Origin of the sequence: Luteibacter flocculans (assembly GCF_023612255.1) — a bacterium.
GTDB lineage: Bacteria > Pseudomonadota > Gammaproteobacteria > Xanthomonadales > Rhodanobacteraceae > Luteibacter > Luteibacter flocculans.
On the sequence record NZ_CP063231.1, the window covers coordinates 2148084 to 2167887 of the forward strand.

Annotated in this window: 11 protein-coding genes; 2 read left to right on the forward strand and 9 right to left on the reverse strand. The window is 64.0% G+C overall.

Features of this window, described 5'->3' with window-relative positions; all coding sequences use genetic code 11:
* Positions 1-95 precede the first annotated feature (95 nt).
* Positions 96-1574 carry a serine hydrolase domain-containing protein gene (locus tag IM816_RS09070; RefSeq protein WP_250340661.1) on the forward strand — a complete coding sequence of 493 codons (1479 nt, stop codon included), beginning with the start codon at positions 96-98 and terminating at the stop codon, positions 1572-1574.
* Positions 1575-1857: 283 nt separating this feature from the next.
* On the opposite strand, the gene IM816_RS09075 is transcribed toward IM816_RS09070, so the two are convergent.
* From IM816_RS09075 to IM816_RS09090, 4 genes are all read right to left on the reverse strand, one after another.
* Positions 1858-3453: a tryptophan halogenase family protein gene (locus tag IM816_RS09075; RefSeq protein WP_250337804.1), complete on the reverse strand. Its 1596-nt coding sequence runs from the start codon at positions 3451-3453 to the stop codon at positions 1858-1860.
* 166 nt (positions 3454-3619) lie between these two features.
* On the reverse strand, positions 3620-6058 hold the full coding sequence (locus IM816_RS09080; RefSeq protein ID WP_250337805.1) for a TonB-dependent receptor: 2439 nt from the start codon (positions 6056-6058) through the stop codon (positions 3620-3622).
* A gap of 288 nt (positions 6059-6346) precedes the next feature.
* On the reverse strand, positions 6347-8956 hold the full coding sequence (locus tag IM816_RS09085; RefSeq protein WP_250337806.1) for a glycoside hydrolase family 3 protein: 2610 nt from the start codon (positions 8954-8956) through the stop codon (positions 6347-6349).
* Positions 8957-9024: 68 nt separating this feature from the next.
* Complete coding sequence (locus IM816_RS09090) at positions 9025-10038, reverse strand: LacI family DNA-binding transcriptional regulator (RefSeq protein WP_072320969.1); 1014 nt, start codon at positions 10036-10038, stop codon at positions 9025-9027.
* Positions 10039-10331: 293 nt separating this feature from the next.
* Between IM816_RS09090 and IM816_RS09095 the strand changes: the two genes are divergently transcribed.
* Positions 10332-11765, forward strand: coding sequence for an MFS transporter (locus IM816_RS09095; protein ID WP_250340726.1), 1434 nt, complete (start codon positions 10332-10334; stop codon positions 11763-11765).
* Positions 11766-11804: 39 nt separating this feature from the next.
* Here IM816_RS09095 and IM816_RS09100 read toward each other — a convergent pair whose 3' ends face one another.
* From IM816_RS09100 to IM816_RS09120, 5 genes are all read right to left on the reverse strand, one after another.
* Positions 11805-13304 (reverse strand): efflux transporter outer membrane subunit, encoded by a 1500-nt coding sequence (locus IM816_RS09100; RefSeq protein ID WP_250337807.1) that lies wholly within the window; start codon positions 13302-13304, stop codon positions 11805-11807.
* A 2-nt stretch (positions 13305-13306) separates the two neighbouring features.
* Positions 13307-16405 (reverse strand): efflux RND transporter permease subunit, encoded by a 3099-nt coding sequence (locus tag IM816_RS09105; protein ID WP_250337808.1) that lies wholly within the window; start codon positions 16403-16405, stop codon positions 13307-13309.
* Positions 16398-17513 (reverse strand): efflux RND transporter periplasmic adaptor subunit, encoded by a 1116-nt coding sequence (locus tag IM816_RS09110; protein WP_250337809.1) that lies wholly within the window; start codon positions 17511-17513, stop codon positions 16398-16400. The genes IM816_RS09105 and IM816_RS09110 overlap by 8 nt, the downstream gene beginning before the upstream one ends.
* A gap of 116 nt (positions 17514-17629) precedes the next feature.
* A complete protein-coding gene (locus tag IM816_RS09115) occupies positions 17630-17869 on the reverse strand; it encodes a hypothetical protein (protein ID WP_250337810.1) in 240 nt (79 codons plus the stop codon).
* Positions 17870-18199: 330 nt separating this feature from the next.
* Positions 18200-19780, reverse strand: coding sequence for an asparagine synthase-related protein (locus tag IM816_RS09120; RefSeq protein ID WP_250337811.1), 1581 nt, complete (start codon positions 19778-19780; stop codon positions 18200-18202).
* Positions 19781-19804: the final 24 nt, after the last annotated feature.

Consider the following 19804-nt stretch of genomic DNA (forward strand, 5'->3'; position numbering starts at 1 on the left):
TTCCACACCCGCGCATCCTTCCCGCTAACGAATCCGCTCTCAGCCTTTACCGCCGAGTACGGCGTTTGCCACCCCATCGTCTACGGGAAAACACGATGCCGTTTCGCAAGCTCATCCTCTTGCTGATTTGCAGCGCGTCCATGGCTGCCTCCATTGCCATGGCACAAACGACCGCCGAGCCTGAGCAGGCGCGAATGGACCGCGTATTCCAGCGGCTCGGCACCCAGTTCGTTGCTGACGGCCGCGCCGACGGCGTGTCGATCGCCGTGGTCAAGAATGGTCAGCCGCATTTCTACAACTTCGGTACAACCACGCGTGGCAAGGACAGCCCGCCGACCGAGAACTCGGTCTACGAGATCGGTTCAGTCAGCAAGGTCTTCAATGCGCTGATCCTTGCGCATGCCGTGATCGAAGGAAAGATCCACTTGCAGGACGACATTCGACGTTATCTGCCCGGCGACTACCCCAACCTGCAATGGGAAGGCACGCCGGTACGCATCGTCGATCTGGTCACGACGACCTCGGCCTTGCCCGACAACCTGCCTAACCCGTTCCCCGATGGGGTCGATCCGGACAAGGCGCCCTTCCTCGCGACGGAGGCGATGAGCCGCATCACGCCGGAACAGGTCTATGCCGAACTCAAGACGGCCAGACTCAGTCGCAGGCCGGGCACGGAGACGCAGCACTCGAACCTCGCACCCGTGCTCATGGGCCGCATTCTCGAGAAGGTCTATGACGAGCCGTACCAAAGCCTCGTGGCGCGCTATATCGAGAAGCCCTTCGGCATGCAGTCGGGATTTGGCAAGGGTAGGCAAGCGCTCGAGGTGGACGGCTATAACAAGCGGCACGTCGCGATGCCGCGGATGTACGAGGATGCCTTTCTGATGGCCGGCGGCCTGCGCTACAGCACGCGCGATATGGCGAAGTTCCTGACCGCAGAACTGGCAGCCACCGATCCCGCCATTCGCCTTACCCAGCAAACGGCGTGGGGCGATCCCGAAAAAACGTCCGCGATGGGCCTCAACTGGGTGCTCAGCCGAACTGTGGACAACAAGCCGCGCCTGCGCATGTCCGGCAGTACGTTTGGCTGTGCGAGCTACATCGAAATCTATCCGGCGCTCGGCTACGGGATCGTTCTCCTCGCCAACCGGCCCGGTGAAGCGCAGAACGAGCTGCAGAACCTCGCGAACCAGGCGCTGGAAGAGATTTGGGGAAAGCCTCCGGCGTTGGGCGCGCTCGAACGCGCCTTGCAGGACGATCGTTCCGGCGATGCTTCGCGCGTGATCGCGATGGTGAAGCGCAAGTATCCGGAGCTGCATCTCACGGAAGACTTCGTGAACACTTGGGCCTACCGCCTATTGCGCGAAGGCAAAGGTACTCAGGCGATCGGACTGTTTCGCTACAACACGGAGCAGTGGTCGACCAGTTGGAACGCCTTCGACAGTCTGGCCGAAGGCTACGAGACGCTGGGCGACAAGCCCAACGCCATCGCCAACTACCGCAAGTCGCTCGCCCTCAATCCTTCCAACACTCACGGCGCCGACCATCTGAAGAAGCTGCAGACCGGGCAGTAGGCGAGTTCGTTAATCGCCAGCAGGCTGGCTCCCACCGGTCATTTGCAGGCTCCCGCTGTCTCCTTTCGCCAGCAGGCTGGCTCCCACCGGTCATTAGCAGGCTCCCGCTGTCTCCTATCGCCAGCAGGCTGGCTCCCACCGGCAACCTCGACAACTCGGTGGGAGCCAGCCTGCTGGCGATCGAAGGTAACTCGAAGAACAGCGTCGCGGCCTCGCCGTGACTGACTTTTCAACGGGAGGTCAGCCAACATGCAACGAGCCATCAAGACAGCGACCGATCCCTTCAGGCTGAGGCTCGGACCACGCCGGATTCACGAGATAGCTCACGCCGCGCATGCTCACCACACATCTGCTCGACCAGCGCCCGATGATCCGGTAGATCATCGAGGGCGCGAATGGCCGCTTGCTGGATCATGGCGAACTCGTGACGTGCAGCGGCCACATGCGGATACGCACTGCGCATGGGCTCGAGATCGGTCTTGAACTCCATGCCGTAGAGGATGTACTGCCAGCTGCATGGCATGAACATCTCCAGGTCGGTCACGAAGTCCAGTCGATGCGGCGGCCGGTGTTTCCACCGGGCCAGCTTTTCCTGCAGTGTGGTTGGAATCGTGGCGGGGTCGGCATTGTCGATCCAGAACGCCGAGTCGCGTCGCTGGCTCAGGCAATAGTGCATCTTGATGAAATCGATGATGCGGTCGTAGCGCGCAACCATCATGTCGTTGAAGTGGCGCGAGGCGCTTTCCATGCCATCCGTGTCGCTGGGCAGCAGATGGGAAAGCAGGTACGTCGCCAGTTCGATCAGCGCGATGCCGGTGGATTCCAGCGGTTCGACAAAGCCGCCCGCCAGCCCCACCGCCACGCAGTTCTTGCGCCAATGCTCGGGCCGATATCCCGTCTCGAACCGGATATGCATGGCCTTGAGGTTTTCGCCGGCCTGGCCGAGGTAACGTCGGAAAACGTCTTCGGCACGGTCGTCGCTGGTGTGGCGCGACGAATACACGTAACCCACACCGCGCCGCTTCTGCAGGCCAATGTCCCAGATCCACCCGGCCTCCTGGGCCGTGGAGATGGTGTATGAGGGAATCGGTGTATCCGGTGTGTCGTACGGCACCTGCATGGCGACGGCGCGGTCGGCGAACAGCACGTCCGCCCGGCTGCGAAACGGCGATTGCATCACGTTGCCGATCAGCATGCCGCGCAGGCCAGTGCAATCCACGTAGAGGTCTGCAGTGAGGTCGCCCTCCTCCTTCGTCACCACGCGTGCGATGGCGCCCGTCTCATCCAGCTCCGTGCGCTCCACCGTCGCCACGTGCCGGACAACGCCGAGCGACTGTTGGCCGTGCTCCGCGAGCACGCGCGCAAAGCACGCCGCATCGAAGTGGAACGCGTGGTTCATCGGGCCTTGATAATCGCTGTCACGCGCACGTTTGGGTGCGCGCGAGTGGTCGACCAGCGTGCTCTGCATCGACACGGCATCGGCAAACGGCATGCCCTCCGGTGCTGCACCCAGTAGCCAGTACGGCAGCAAATCAGGGCCGCCCGGGCGTTGGCTGGGTGCATTGAACGGATGAAAAAAATGGTCAGCACCGGGCGTGCCCGGTGGGCGCACCCAATGGCGATAGTGAATGCCTTGCTTGTACGTCGCAGTAGCGCCCACCAGGAAACGACGCTCGTCGAGTCCGATGGCCGCCAGCGTGCCGCGAATGGAAGGAAACGTCGCCTCGCCGACGCCGAGCAGGCCGATGTCGGGCGACTCCACCAGATGCACCTGCACGCTACGCGGATCAAGGGCGTTCACTGCTTTGGCGAGGTAACACGCCGTCAGCCACCCGGCGGTGCCGCCGCCCACGATCAACACGTTCTTGAGGCGCGCCATGATCTGCTCCCGCGGGTTGCTAGCGATGGATCAAAGAACGGCCGGGCCGCATCATGCGGGCCCGGCAAAGAAGCCATTCACGGGGAGAGGGGTGAGCGCTCGCCGAAGCGGCCCCAACGGAACGGCAAACGTCGGGCGTCCCGAACACGGGACGCCCTGGATGACGTCAGAACCACACACCGAGTTGCACACCGTAGGTGCGCGGTGCGAGGTACTGCGATACGTATTCCAATGAGCCGTCGGACATGAGGAAGCGCCCGGCGCTCGTACGGACCTTTCCGTCGGACACGTTCTGCACGTACGCGTTGACCCACCACTTGTCGCCTGGCTCGCTGTAGCGCAGCGACACGTCGCCACGCGTGTACGCCTTCTGCCGGTCACCAGCGCCCAGGTTGAAGTAGCTCAGCCACTGCGAGCTCTGGTACTGCGCGCTGACGCGGGGCGTGAGGCGTCCTCCGTTGGCAAGGTGGAACGTGTGCTCGTAGATACCCGTAAGCGACACGTTGGGTGCATGAGGCAGATCGTTGCCGGTCACGTTCGCGCAGTTGGCAAGGTTTGACTGCGGCGGGCATGCCGGCAGGCCCTGATAGTCGTTGGAGCCGGCGTAGATCAGACGACCCAGTTCCTTCTTCGGGATCGCCGAGAAGATGAGGTTGAAGCGGTCGTTGGTCTGCTGGTAAGCCAGCTCCGTTTCGAAGCCGAGCACCTTGGTGCTGCCGCCGACGTTGGAGAAGCCCAGGCCGTGATTGCCGTCCGGATAAACGATGGGCGCGGAGAGCTGGAAGTTCTTGAAGTTCTCGTAATAGACGGCCGAGTTCCAGGTCATGTGGCCATCGAGGAACGTGAACTTGCTGCCGACTTCGTAGTTGGTCAGCGTCTCGGGCTTGTACAGCGTGCCCGCATCCTGCGTGCCGCCCGACTTGTAGCCGGTGGACACGCTGGCGTAGAGCAGGCCGTTCTCGCTGACGTCGGTATCCAGGCGCAGCAGCCAGGTCGGCTTACCCTTGCTGTACTTGGCCGTATTGCGCTGCGAAATGGAGAAGCCGTTCGACGGGTCCGGATACACGTCCGGCGAGATCGGCACCTGGGGCACGGTCGGATCGTAAGCCCAGCCCCAGTTGATACCGCCCTCGTTCTTCTTGGTGTCATGCGACCAGCGCGCACCACCGGTGAGGCGCCAGTGGTCGCTCAGGTGCCAGGTCGCCTGGCCGAACAGTGCATACGACTCCACCGTCTCCTTGGGCTGGATGAACGAGCCCTGCCAGTTCACGGTGCCGTAGCGCGTACCGTTCATGATGGGGATGTCGAAGCGGATGCTGTTGTCTTCGTAGCCGTAATAGGCACCGAGGATCCAGTCGACCGTCTGCGGACCGACGGACTTCAGGTTCAGTTCCTGGCTCCAGTTCTTGTAGCGGGAGTCGTTGGTGCGATCGTCCTGGTAGACGCCGTTGGTGGTGAAGCTGGTTGGCACGCTGACGCCCACGTCCTGGTCGAAATCGCTTCGACCCGTGTAGTGGTTGTAGCCAGCGATGTAGCTGAGCTGCATGCTGTCGTTGATGTTCCAGTCCATGCGGCTACGCAGCGTCTTGGACGTGCGGTCCAGGTACGGCGCGGTGTCGATCAGTGCCGACCAGAAATCCTGCCCCTCGCGCGGCTTCTGCATGAGGCTCATGCTCGGCGTGCCGCGGTCGACGAAGTACTCGTACGAAAGGTTCCACTTGAACGCGTCGCTGGGCTGCCACAGCGCGCTGACGCGCGCGGCGGACTGGTCTTGCGAGTTGTATTTGTCGCCGCGCTGCACGTACTGGCCGGGATCGATCGGTTTGAAGTTGGCTAGCGTGCCGCCGGAAGCCGACGACGCAAGATACGCCTGCTGTTGCTGCGCGATGCTGGGCAACTGGCCCGACGGGTTCTGGTAATCGACGTAGCCATCGTGCTGCTCGTGCACCACCGCAACACGCATGGCGAACGTGTTGCTGATGGGCAGGTTGAACGCAGCGCGCGCACCCACCTGGTTGTAGTTGCCCGCGCCCACCTGCGCGTTGCCGTAGAAGCCCGCACCGATATCCGGCTTGGCCGTCTGAAAGCTGATGGCGCCGGCGGTGGAGTTGCGACCCCACAGCGTGCCCTGCGGGCCACGCAGCGTCTCGACGCCGTCCATGTCGAGCAGCAGGCCCGATGCCGCTTCGGCACGCGGTGCATAGACGCCATCGACGAAGGTCGCCACTTCCGGATCGGCGTATTCGGTCTTGGCGCTGTCGTTACCGATGCCGCGCAAGGTCAGCGTCACGACACCGTGGTCACCCTGCGACGTACCCTGCAAGCCCGGTACCAGTTTGGTCAGGTCCTGCACGGTCATGACCCGCTCTCGGTCGAGGGTATCGACGGAGATGGCGGTCACCGCCACGGGCGTCTTCTGCAGCGGCGTTTCGCGCTTGGTCGCGGTCACGGAGACCGCGTCCAGGTTCTGAATTTTCTTCTCGTTGCTGCCCTGCTCTTTCGCCGGCGTGCTCTGTGCGGTGGTGTCCTGTTCCGCCGCCAACAGCGTGCCTGGCGTGATTGCCAGCGTGATGGCGACATACAACAACTTGCGATGCAGATTCATTTGGCTCTCCCCGTCCATCGTTCGGATAAATGTTGTCCGCCGCACTACCGGTCTAGACAAACGTTTTCCCTACGTCCCCATCGACACGCCATTCCCCCGAATGACAGCGCTGTCATTGGTCGATGATAAAACGCGTTGGTAACGAATGCTTGCGGCACGGCAGCACGTCTTCACAGGTACGAAAAACCCCACCACGCACTCGCGTGCGCGGCTCGCCGAGGCGTTGGACGCCTCGGGTTTGGTGCAAAGCAAACAAGCGCACTCGAGCCGGAAGCCCGAAAACGGTAGTCATGGCGCGTTCCCGGACGGCGGGCACGACAAGGTGCGGTCCGCCACCGTACTGAGCGATACATCCGTGATGGCCATCTGCGCACCGGCGTGGCTGGACCACGCGAAAGGCCGATCCAACCGGCTCATGTTCGCGCCGGCCGCCCTGAAGCATTTCAACGGAATGCCCACTCGCAGCCACTGCCCCTGGGGCAACGCGGCGAGCTGTGTACCGACCGGCACGCTGGCCTCGCATCCGGTTCCGCAGCCCACACCGATGGCGCTGTCCGCCGGCGGCGCGGCATCCATCCGCAACGTGGTGACGAGCAGCACGTCGCCGTTCGTTTCGCGCTCCACGTCGAGCGGTGCGGGCGCGACCAATTCGACGCTCGCGGCACCGGACCAGCGCACCTCGCGTGCGTCTTCCTGAGCCTTGTAGTCGACGGCTTCGATGCGCACGCTGCCGTCGGCCGCGGCCGATGGCATCGCGGTGACGTTCGTGGCGCCACCATGCGCGCCACTCAAGCGCAGCACGAAATCCGCTGCCGGCTTGCCGCGTGTGAAGTAAACGCCGGTCTGCTCGTTGTTCAGCGTGAGGCCCGGGTCCTCCGGCAGGTTGCCGGTGTCCGCATGGTCGGCGTAGGTCAGGCCGAAGCCGTAGGGAAACTGCGGGCGCTCGCCGCGCGCGATGGCTGCGACCGGTATCTGCGCCGCGCTGCGTGGCCACGCATAGGCCAGCTTGCCGTGGAAGTCGTACGCCACGCGGCCATCGGGTTTGCGCAACAAGACATCTGCCACGCCCTCGCCTTCGCTGCCCGGCAGCCATGCAACAACGAATGCGTCCGCGGCATTGATCTCGCGATTGACCCAGAGCGGACGTCCAGTCAGGAACACGGCCGTCACCGGGATGCCCTGCCCGCGCAGCTTACGCAGGAGTTCCAGGTCGCGGTCGTTGCCGGGGCGGTAGGCGAGATTGGAACGGTCGCCCTGGAATTCGGCGTAGGGATCCTCGCCGAAGACGACGATCGCGGCATCGGGCTTCTGTGTGTAATTGCCTTCCACCGACAACTCGGCGCTGCCACCTGCGGCCTTCACCTGTGCGTCGATGCCCGCCCAGATGGAGGTGGCTCCCGGGAAATTCGCGTTGGTCAGACCCGTGCCCTGCCAGCCCAACGTCCAACCGCCGTTCTGCTTGGAGATATCGTCGGCGCCGTTACCGGCCACCAGCACGTGCTTGCGCGGATCGATCGGCAACGTGCCCCGATGGTTCTTCAGCAGCACCAGCGATTCGCGGACGGCGCGACGAGCCACCTCGCGATGCGCAGGACTGCCGATGATGTCGGCCGCCTTGACGGCAAGCGGATTGGTCGACGGCGCACCGGCGTCGAACATGCCCAGCCGCATCTTCACGCGCAGGATGCGGGTTACCGCATCGTCTACGCGGCTCATCGGGATGGTGCCGGCTTTCACCTGGGCCAGCGTGTTCGTGTACAGACCCTTCCAGGAATCGGGGGCTTCCAGCATGTCGAGCCCCGCGTTGTACGCTACGGCGCAGTCTTCATTGGTGCAGCCCGGCACCTGTCCATGCGCGTTCCAGTCGCCGAGCACAATGCCGTCGAAGCCCATGCGCTCTTTCAGTACGCCGGTGATCAACGCTTTGTTGCCGGCCATCTTGACGCCGTTCCAACTGGAGAACGAGACCATCACGACCTGCACGCCCGCCTTGATGGCCGGCGGATAGCCGGCGGCGTGGATGTCGCGCAGTGCGGCTTCGCTGATCTGCGCGTCGCCCTGGTCCTTGCCGTCGTGCGTACCGCCGTCGCCGACGAAATGCTTGGCCGTGGCAATCACATGCTGCGCATCGAGGAACTGCGGCGTGCCCGGCTTGCCTTCCAGCCCACCGACGACTGCCGCGGCGTACTGCGCGACCAACGCCGGATTCTGCGAGTAGCCCTCGTACGCACGTCCCCAGCGACCATCCTGTGGCACGGTAAGCGTCGGCGCGAAGGTCCAACTGATACCGCTGGCGCGGAGTTCCTGCGCGGTGACCTCGCCGATATCGTGGATCAGTTGCGGATCGCGCGTCGCTCCCAGCGCGGAGTTCTGCGGAAACAGCGTGCTGCCGACCAGATTGTTGTGGCCGTGCACGGCGTCGATGCCGAACAGCACCGGGATCGCCAGTCCGCCACGCGAGGTGTCCATGGAGGCGTGGTAGAACGCGTCGGCCAATTCGCGCCAATGCGAGCCGTCCGGGTACGGATGCCCCGGCGGCTTGGAATTGCCGCCCGCCAGCACCGAGCCCAGGCGATAGGTGCGTACGTCGTCCGGCGTTACGTATTTGATGTCGGCCTGGATCATCTGGCCGACCTTGTCCTCCACGGACATCTTCGCCATCAGCGCGTGTATCCGCGCCTCGATCGCCGGGTTCGGCGGCAGCGGCGATGTGCCTTTCGGCCATTGCTCGGGGTGTACTGCGTTGGCATCACCCGCCGCGGCCGGCACGGTGCTCAACACGGCGCCGGCAAACGCCAGCGCAACGGAATGGCTTCGCAAGAACAGGCACGATCGCTGCAGCAATGGCACGGCATGGGCCCCTGGCTGGCGCACCGGCGGTGCGCTTCCGGGCCGCATCTTGGCAGGAATGACAGCGCTGTCAATTTGCTATGCAGCATGACCGCGGGCATCGCCAGCGAACGATCTCAGGGAGCTGCGGCCGTGGAACCGCGGATCTGGAGGGTGTACGGCATCTGCACCAGTTGGCCGACGCTGTGACTGCGCAGCATGCCGAGCAACTGCTCCGCCGCAATCTTTCCCATTTCACGGGCGGGCTGCTGGACGGTGGTAAGTGCCGGCCAAAGTTGGCGAGACAACGGCGTGTCGTCGAATCCACAGACCGACAGATCGTGCGGCACCTTCAAACCATATTCGCCAGCCGCCCACATCACACCGGTCGCCATGTCGTCGTTGGCGGCGAAGACGGCTGTCGGGCGTTCGCTCAGCGACAACAGTTGCTGCGCAGCCAGCACGCCCGAGCTGAAGGTGAAGGCGCCTTGCACGACCAAGGCGGGATCTTCCGGCAGTCCCGCCGCAGCCATCGCATCGCGATAGCCTGCCAGGCGCCATCGGCTCGCTCCATGGTTCGCGATACCGATCACGTGCGCGATGCGCCGGTGCCCGAGGGCCAGCAGATGCTCGACGATCGCACGCGCGGCACCCTGCTCGTCCATGGTCACGCCAACGGTCTTCCCGCGATGTAACGGCGACACGCTGGCATACGGCACCTTGTGTTCACGAAGGCGTTTCAGCAGCGGCGCATAGTCGGTAATGGGCGGCGTCAGCACCACCCCGTCGGGGTGATGATCGGCAATCAGCGCGTCGAGACGGCGGATGAAATCGCCATCGCGCATGCGCAACGGCCGCACCATCATGCTGTAGCGATGCGCGTCGCAAGCCTCGAGCACGCCATCCTGGATTTCCGCCAGGTAGGTCGAGGACGGGTTGTCGTTGTTGTCGTACAGCATCGCCACGACGAACGAGCGATTGCCTGCCAAGCTGCGTGCCGACGGATGGGGGCGATAGTCCATCGCCTCCATGGCGGCGCGCACCCGCTGCCGCGTGGCATCGGTGACGTTGGCCTCGTCGTTGAGCACGCGTGACACCGTCTTGGGCGATACGCCCGCTGCGCGCGCCACATCTTCGAGGCGTACCCGCATGGATTCTCCGCTGTCCTCAAACCTTCGTTCGACTATGCCGCCACAGCCCTGCCCTTTACAAGCGCTGAGGAAGGCCTCGATGCTGCGTCCGCAGCATGCGCGAGGCGCCGCGCCATGACATAACTGCGTCCGGGAGGGAGGAACCGGTGTCCTGGATCAACGCAGCACAGGCCAGCCACGTGCATGCCGAGCAAGCCGCCGATGAGCGTTCGCTTGCGGCCCGGCTGTGTCCGCCGCCCAGCCAGCTACCAGTGACGAAGCGGTCCACGCTGTCGTTCTGGCAGATATGGAACATGTGCTTCGGCTTTCTCGGCCTTCAGTTCGGCCTTGCGCTGCAGAACGCCAACGTCAGCCGGATCTTCCAGACACTCGGTGCGAACCTCAACGACATTCCCGCGCTGTGGATCGCCGCGCCGCTGACCGGCTTGATCGTGCAGCCGATCGTTGGGCACTACTCCGATCGCACCTGGAACCGTCTCGGGAGGCGGCGGCCGTACTTCCTGGCCGGCGCAGTGTTCGCTTCCCTGGCCTTGCTGTGGTTACCGAACGCGCCCGCGTTGTGGATCGCCGCCGGTCTGCTGTGGATTCTGGATGCCTCGATCAACGTGTCGATGGAGCCATTTCGCGCGCTGGTCGGCGATCAGTTGCCCACGAAGCAAGGACCCGCAGGCTTTGCGATGCAGAGCTTCTTCATTGGCGCGGGCGCGGTGGTGGCATCGCTGCTGCCGTGGGCGCTCGCGCGGTTCGGTGTGGCGAACGTGGCACCGGACGGCGGCATACCGGACACCGTGAAGTACGCCTTCTATGTCGGCGGTGCCGTGCTGCTGGGCGCTGTGCTGTGGACCATGCTGACCACGCGGGAGTACTCCCCTGCGCAACTGCGTTCCTTCGCGGACACGGTGCCCGAAGGTCTGCCGGCGGACGTATCGCGCGCCGTGCGCCCTGGGCTCCTGCTGCTTGTCGCGGGTGTCATGGTGCTGTTCGCTATCCGGTACTTCACGCTGGAGCGGGAGGTCTACCTCCTCTCCGGCGGTCTGCTCGCGTTCGGCCTCATGCTTACCTGGCTCAGCCGCACACGCAGCCGCGGCATGCTGCGCGAGGTCGTTGGCGACCTCTACGGCATGCCCGACTCGATGCGGCGCCTGGCCGGTGTCCAGCTGTTCTCCTGGTTCGCGCTGTTCGCGATGTGGATCTACACCACGGCAGGGGTCACCCAGACCATCTACGGCACCAGCGATACAAGCTCGTCGATCTACAACGAGGGTGCGAACTGGGTGGGCGTGCTGTTCGCCGCATACAACGGCTTCGGCGCCCTCGCTGCGATCGTCATTCCTTTCATGGTCAGACGCTGGGGCTTGCGCATCAGCCACATGGTCAACCTCTGTCTGGGCGGCGCGGGCCTGTTGTCCTTCCTCTACATCCGCGATCCACGCTGGCTGCTCGCCTCGATGGTAGGGGTCGGCTTTGCCTGGGCATCGATCCTGTCGCTGCCTTATGCGTTGCTATCGGACCACCTCCCGACCGCGAAGATGGGCGTCTACATGGGCATCTTCAATTTCTTCATCGTCATTCCTCAGGTGCTCGCCGCCAGCATCCTGGGTCTGCTTTTGCGACTGTGTTTCCACAACCAACCAATCTGGGCGCTCGGCCTAGGCGGCTTCAGCCTGTTCGTCGCAGGCCTGTGCACCCTTTATGTTCCCGAGCCTGGAGGCCATAAGCGCGCCTAGGGATGCTCTGGTGGGAGCCAGCCTGCTGGCGATGAGGGATCACTTCGTCTGGGTCGAGAATTGGGCGACCGTGTCACGGCGATTCCACCAGCCACCGCCTAGCGACTGAAACAGCGCCACCGTATCCGAGTACCGCGCCGCCCGGGCCTGTACCAGCGCAAGATTTGTCTGCTGCCATGTCACCTCAGCGGTGAGCAAGCTGCTTTCGCTGATATCGCCGAGTGCCCACTGGCGCCGGGCAATGTCCAGGCTGCGCGCGGCGGCGTCTTCGGCCCGTTCGGCGGCCGCCATTCCCTCGGCATCCGCATGGATCGCATGGAGCGCATCGGCGACGTTCTGCATGGCACTGATCACGGTGCTGCGGTATTGGGCAGACGCCTCCCGATAAGCCGCCTCCGCCGCACGCTGTTTGTGCTTGAGCGCGCCGCCGTCGAACAACGACTGGGTCACATTGCCCGCCAGATTCCAGAACCCGGCCTCGCCGGCAAACAAGCGGCTGGCCTTTTCGGACGAACGACCGAAGGTGGCGTCGATCTGGATGTTGGGTAACCGATTGGCGATGGCTACTCCCACGTTCGCACTGGCCGCATGCAACGCTTCCTCGGCGGCACGTACGTCGGGACGTTGTTCCAGCAGTTGAGCCGGCATGCTGAGCGGTAGTTCACTGGGAAGGTGAAGGTCATCCAGCGTGAACGTGACCGCCACGGGGCGGTCAGGCGTGCGGCCCGCCAAGGCGGCAATCAGATCCCGCTGCTGGACGAGCTGCTTTTCCAGCGGCGGCAGCGCAGCGCGACTCTGTTCCAGCGTCGCCACCTGGGCAGCCACCGCCGCCTCCGACACATCGCCGAGAACATATTGCCGCTTTACGGTATCGAGCACGTGCGTCTGCAGCTCGACCATGCGGTGCGTGGCGTCAAGCTGCCCGCGCAACGAGGCTTCTTCGATCGCCGCGTTCACCAGGTTGCTCGTCAGCGTCAGATAGGTCGCTTCCACCTGGAAGCGCTGTGCCTGCGCCTGAGCTACCAACGACTCGAGTTCGCGCCGATTGCCGCCCCAAAGGTCTGGCGAGTACGACACGCTGACCTGCGCCGTGGTCAGGCTGTACAGACTGCTTCCCGAGGCGGCCGATGTGGCGACGTCCTTGGCAACGTCTTGCCGCGTCGGATTGACACCTGCCGTGACGGCGGGGAAATAGGTTGCGCGCTGGGCGTAGACGTTCTCCCACGCCACTTGAAGCGCTGCGTGGGCCGCATCTACATCGGCGTTGTGCGCAAGCGCGTCGTCAAGCAACGCATTGAGCGGCACGCAGTGGAACAAGGCCCACCATTGGCCGGGGATATCCATGGACGCGACGAAGCGCTGCGTCTCTCCGTCGGCACCCGCAGTGCCGACCGTGGCTTGCGGTAGCGGTTGTGGCGCGAAGGACTTGGCCTCCGGCATCGAAGGGCGCCGATAGTCGGGCCCCACAGCGCAGCCCGCCAACACGATGATCACGCCGGTCACGGTCCACCGGCAGGCATGCTTGAGTGCAATCCACATGGTCAGATCTCCTTGGCGGGCTGCGAGTGACGCCGACGGCGGCGCTCCATGAAGCGCTCGAGCACGTCGTAAAGCGCCGGAAGGATGAACAGCGTGAGCAAGGTCGCGATCACGAGACCACCGACCACGACCGTCGCCAGTCCCCGCTGTACATCGGTACCGATGCCGGTGGCGAGCGCTGCCGGCAGCATGCCGATACTCGCCACCGTGGCCGTCATCAGTACAGGACGAAAGCGCTCGGCGGAGCCGATGAGTACGGCGTCGCGCACGCCATGTCCATCGCGACGCATGCGATTGAAGTTCGACACCATGATGATCCCGTTCTGCACGGCTACGCCGAACAGCGCGATGAAACCCACGGCCGTGGCGATATTGAGCGTCTCGCCCTTCACGTGCAGCGACACCAGGCCACCCAGCGCAGCAAGCGGAACAACGCCCAGGACCAGCAACGCCTGGCGCAGATTGCCGAATTCGGCGAACAGGAACACCGCCATCACGGCAAGTACCAGACCCATGACCAGCACGAGACGAGCCTGGGCGCGCTGCTGGTTCTCGAATTGGCCAGCCCACTCCAGGTGATACTTTTGCGGATCGAACTTCACCTTGGCGGCAATCTTGTCCTGTGCTTCGGCGAGGTAGTCCGATAACGCCCGATCGCGATTGTCGATACGCACGGTCAGCTGCCGCTCGGCTCCTTCATGGGCAATGGTGCTTTCACCGGTTTGCAGAACGATGTGGGTCACCATCGCCAGCGGCACGCGCGCGCCGGACGGTGCCGTCAACACCAGCTTGCCGAGCGCCTCGGGATCGGCGGCTACCTGGTGCGGCACGTGCGCCGTCACGTTGTAGACCCGATCCTCGACGTAGGCCTGCGTGATGGGAGCGCCGCCCACACCGGTCTGGATGAGCGTGTTGATGTCTGCCACATTGATGCCATAGCGCGCCGCCGCGTCGCGATCGACCGTGACCGTCAACTGGGGAATCGGCGGCTCCTGAAAGATGGAAGCATCGGCGGTGCCCCGCACGGTCTTGAGCACGTCCACGATCTCCCCGCCGATGCGGCGGAGTTCCTTGAAGTCCTCGCCGTAGACGCGCAGCACCAACGGGCTGTGGGCACCCCCGACCATATCGTTCTCGCCGTCGATGATCGGCTGGCTGATGCCTACGCTGATCCCCGGTATCTGCTGCAGGCGCCCATTGAGGTGCCGGATGAATTCGGCCTTGCTCTCGCCGCTCGGCCACTGTGCGTAGGGTTTGAGACCCACACCTGACTCGATGTGCGACGGTGTCCAGGGATCGCTACCCGTATCGTTGCGCCCCAGTTGCGTCACCACGTAGCTGACTTCGGGGAACGCGCCCACCACGCGACGGTATTCGCTCGCCATGTCGCTGGCCTTTTCCAGCGACAATCCGCTGGGCAACTGCACCTGCACCCATAGCGAACCCTCGTCCAGGTCCGGCAGAAATTCACGGCCGATGGTCATGCCCAGTGCGATCACCGCGGCCAGCGCTCCGATGACGATCGCATAGGTGACGCGCGGGTGGCCGAGCAGCCTTTCCAACGTTCGGTGATAGCCCTTCTGCAGTCGTTCCAGAGGCTTGTTGTGAAACATCTTGCGCGGCTTGCGCAGGGCCAGCCAGGCCAGTGCCGGAACAAGGGTGATCGCGCACAACAGCGCGCCGAGCAAGGCGTAGCCCACCGTATGCGCCATCGGCGAGAACAGCTTGCCCTCGGCCCGCTCGAACGCCAGCAGCGGCGCATAGGCCGTGATGATGATCAGCGTGGCGAAGAAGATCGGTCGCGCCACCTGCTTGACCGCGCTCAGTACGTCGGCTTCGTGCAGGTAGGCCTCTGGCCGGGCCTCGCGTTTGCGCAGGATCGCTTCGGTCACCACGATCGCGCCGTCCACGATCACGCCGAAGTCGATGGCACCCAGCGAAAAGAGATTGGCCGGCATCCGGGTGAAATGCATGACGATGAAGGTCGTGATCAACGCAAACGGAATGGTCACCGCGGCCACGAGTGCGGCGCGCGGGCTGCCGAGGAACAGGATCAGCACCAGGCAAACCAGGGCCACGCCTTCGATCACCGTGTGTCCGACCTTGCTCACCGTGGCCTGCACCAGATCGTCGCGATCGAGGAATGGCACGATGCGCACGCCGGAAGGCGCAAGTTGCCGGTTAAGTTCGTCGACCTTCGCGTGAATGCCTTTGAGCACCATGGACGGGTTTTCGCCCAGCAACAGATCGACGATGCCCTCGATGGTGTCGGGGTTGCCGTCCTTGCCCAGGATGCCTTCGCGAATCTGATGACCATCCTGCAACGTGCCCAGGTCGCGCACGCGTATCGGATCGCCGTTGTGCTGGGTCACCACGATATCGCCCATGTCCTTGAGCGAGCGCATCAGACCCTCACCACGGATGACGTAGGACTGCTCGCCACGCGTCACGCGGCCGCCCCCGGCGTTGGTGTTGTTGGCACTGAGCGCGGCGATCACGTCGTTCATGCCGACGCCGAATTGCAGCAGCTTCTGCGGATCGACCTCCAACTGGAATTCCTTGGTAAAGCCGCCGAAGTTGTCGACATTCGCCACGCCGGGCACTTGTTGCAGGGCGGGGATCACTTTCCAGCGCTGGATCTCCGAGAGCTCCATCAGGTTGTGCGTGTCCGATTCCAGCGTGTAGCGGTAAATCTCACCCGCCGGTCCGGAAACCGGATCGAGACCCGGTGTCACGCCCTGCGGCAGCGTGACGCCGGCAATGCGCTCAGTGACGCGTTGGCGAGACCAATAGATCTCCGCGCCATCGCGAAAGACCAGCGTGATCAGGGAGAGGCCGAAGGTGCTGCTGGAACGCATCGACGTCAGCCCGGGTGTGCCGGCCAATGCGCGCTCCAGCGGCGTGGTGATCTGTTGCTCGATCTCCTCGGCGGCCAGACCAGGCACCTGTGTCGTGACCTGCACCGTCACGTCGCTGAGTTCCGGATATGCCTCCACCGCCAACTGGGTCCATGCGTAGTGCCCATAGATCGCGACGAGCATGGCGATGCCGAACACCAATCCGCGCCGGTGGAGACACCAGGCAATGATCTTGTCAATCATTGATCAGCACTCCACCGGCCACGACCACCCGAGCACCGGGCTGCAGTCCCTCGAGGATGCGCGCCTGATCGCCCTCGTCGGCGCCCAGCACGACGGTTCGGCGACGGAACGCCCACGGCGACACCTCCACGAAAACGGTGACGTTGTCGTTGTTCATCAGCAGTGCCGATTGAGGCACCAGCAGCGCTTTCGTCTGCGGCACCTGGAAGGTCGCCGTGGCGAACATGTTGACCTTCAGCGCGGCGTCGGCGTTCGACACGGCGATACGCGCCTTAACGCGGCGCGAGTCCGCATCGAGCACATCGCTTATCGACTGGACGGTACCCTGCACATGCCGCCCCGGAAGGCTGGGCAGAACGATATCGGCCGACAGTCCAGGCGTGATTTCGGCCGACTCGTTTTCAGCCACGTTCGCGGTGACCCATACATGGCGCAAGTCGGTGATCGTCATCAGCGCTGCCGAGGCGTCATTGACGAAAGCACCCTGCGCGGCGGATAGCGCCGTGATGCTGCCATCCGTCGGAGCGACCACCGTCATATGGCCGGCGCTGCCTGGGTGAGTGGTCTCACTCGTGATCGAATCCAGCCGCGCCTGTGTGCGATCGTGCTCGGCGCGCGCCTGGATGAAGGCGCTGCGTGCGGCGTCCAGATCTTTCTGGGCGGCACCGCCGGCCTGCTTCACGCCCTCGGCGCGATCGAGCGTCGCCTTGGCGAGTGCGAGCGCATCGGTTGCCTTCTGCTGGTCGGTAACGGCTTGGGCATAGTCGCTCGACGCCATCACGGCCAGGAGCTGTCCACGCTTCACGCGATCGCCGAGCCTGACGTCGAGCTCGACGATGCGTCCCGTCAGAGGTGCCAGAACGTTGATGGTATGGGCGGGATCGGCCTCGACGAGTGCGGGTGCCGACAAAGCATGGGGCAGTCCGTGCAGCGCGACGGACTGCACTTTCAGACGTGTACGAAGCGGTGAAGCCGGCGGTACACGGATGACACCGTGATCGACGACGATGGCCGGTGTCGCTTCCTGAGAGGGGCTGTCGTTGGAACAAGCTGCCAAGAGTAGAGAAAGAATCAGGGCCGTAAGGGTATGGCGAGCATGGAACAGCATGGGAATTCCCGGTGCTTGGGCATAGAAAACCCGTCGCGGGTCATGGCCCGCGAGCAGGAATGGCACGGAGAGAATGGATATCGCCCGTCAGGGCGACGGCATGCTCCGCGGCGTGTTCACGCAAAGACCCGTGGGAACGGGTCGGAGCTCTTCAGTGCAACGTGCCGATGCCAGCGCGCGACCGGGCGCACACTGCCCGGTTCGCGATGCCAGCGCATATCAATGGTTGCCATGGTCACCGACGTGTTCAGCGGTGCGGGGACCGTGATGGTCCAGTCATGGCGGGAAGCGACACGGCGATCCAGCAGCGATCGGCCCGCAGCGCGCAGACGAAAGACATCGCGAAGGAGCTTCATAGCCCATCTCCTCGTTACGGCCCAAGACGGCCGTCAGGAGTGGGCCGGTCTTCCCTAGTCGAGGAAAGCGCCGGCCGACCGCAGGCGGTCGCCGCAGGCAATCAGCTTGTGATGCGACGCCGGCATCCGATGCTCGCGGATGTCGACATGGCGACTAGGGTTATCGTCCATATGCCTTGGTTTGGTCGGACAGGAATGCCGCGGGCGCTGGTGGCCGACGGCCCGCGCATTGTCTTGACGCACTGCGACAGAGTCAATGCCCTTGCAGACGAAAGTTCTTGCGTCAGCACCCGGCAAAACATCTCGCCGCTATAGCCGCTTCTACAGTCCTTATCCGCATGCAGCCTGTCGCGCGCATCGCTCCAGCCACAGAAAGGATGCGAACGCAGAGGTCGCCGGGTGCTCCTGTGTCTGCTCGATCGTTTCCAGCAGCTTGAATACCGCGGTGCGGTCGACGAGACCAAGATCCGCCAGAGCGCATTCGCGAAGCTGTGCAGCGAGTGTCTTCGCATGGCGTGCGATGAGCGGCGGCAGCACGTTGGCGAAGGTTTCCTTGATGTAGCCCTTCGGGAACACATCGGCGCCCAAATGGTTTTCGAGATAGCGGCGCATCACTTCCCTTCCCTCACGGCTGCTTCGCGGCAGGCGATGGCAGAACGCGGTGAGACGCGGATCGCTCAATGGGTTGACGGGCCATTGGCCATGCGCAAGCAGGTCCGGCGCACGGCATGCCTGGGCCAACAGCGACGTCGCAGGCACAGGACTCTCGGGCGCATCGAAGAGCGTTCGACTGCGCGCGGCGTTGAGTGCTCGCGGCGTCAGCAGACCTTCGGCAAAGCTGCGCGCATCCTTGGCCCAGGCCGGGCCGGCCATGGCGCTTTCGGATACTTCACTTTGGTAGGCGGGGAACAGTTCGTCACCGCCAATGCCGGTGAACATGACATGCCGGCCCTTGACGGACGCCGAGTCCCATAGCGCGGCACAGGCATCCAGGTAGAAATCGTGACAGAACCCGTACGGGCGCTGCGATGGCGAAAGATCCAGGTTCGGTGGGTAGTCGGCGATATCGACGGTCCGGTCGGACAGTCCCAGGCGTTCGGCGATCAGGCGTCGTCGATGGACCTGCGGTCCGCGGACATCGCCGTCCAGAAGGATCCCCTTGCTGTCGATATGCTCATGCCATTGCACGAGCGCCGTGGCGACCGTCGCGGAGTCCATGCCGCCACTCAATTCGACCGACGCGGCACCCAGCCAGGGACGCAGGTTCAAGACGTTTTGCAAGGCGTCTGCGAATCGCGGCAGTGCGTCCTCGCCGTCTTCCGGCGACGGCGTCGTGGGCGCCATCGACTCCGGATAGCGAAACCGCGCCCTGCCCGGCTCCACGTGCAGTGAGGCACGTTCGGTCAGCAACACCACGCCCGTATACAGCTGTCGCGCGGCATACAAGGTGTGCAGCGCCAGTTGATGGCTGGCGACTTCCATATCGATCGCTGCCGGACGATCGGCGAATTCGGCCGAATCCCAGGTGAGGGTCACGCGGTCATCGAGTACTCGCGCGTACACCGGAACCGCACCGAGCACGCCAGCCCGAACGCGAAGGCGGTGGCCGGCTTGCGCGACTTCGATCATTACGTAGTCGAGCGGCCAGAGCAGGCTTTCTTGATAGAGCGAATGGAAGCGGGCTTCGTCGGTCTGCTCGACGACAAGCTTGCCTGCCTCGGCGTGGATCGCATCGCGGGATGCCTTTCGCTCCCTGACCACCACGAACCATTGCTCCGGCGCGCGAACGCACACGGTTTCCAGCAACGGGTGGGTATGGGGTCGGATCCAGCTTGCGCCCATGAACAGGGCGCCTTGTTTGATCGTGGGTTCGAACGACAGATCCGATAGCGATATCTCGGCCTTGATCACCGCTGAGCTCCCTGCAAAGAAAGC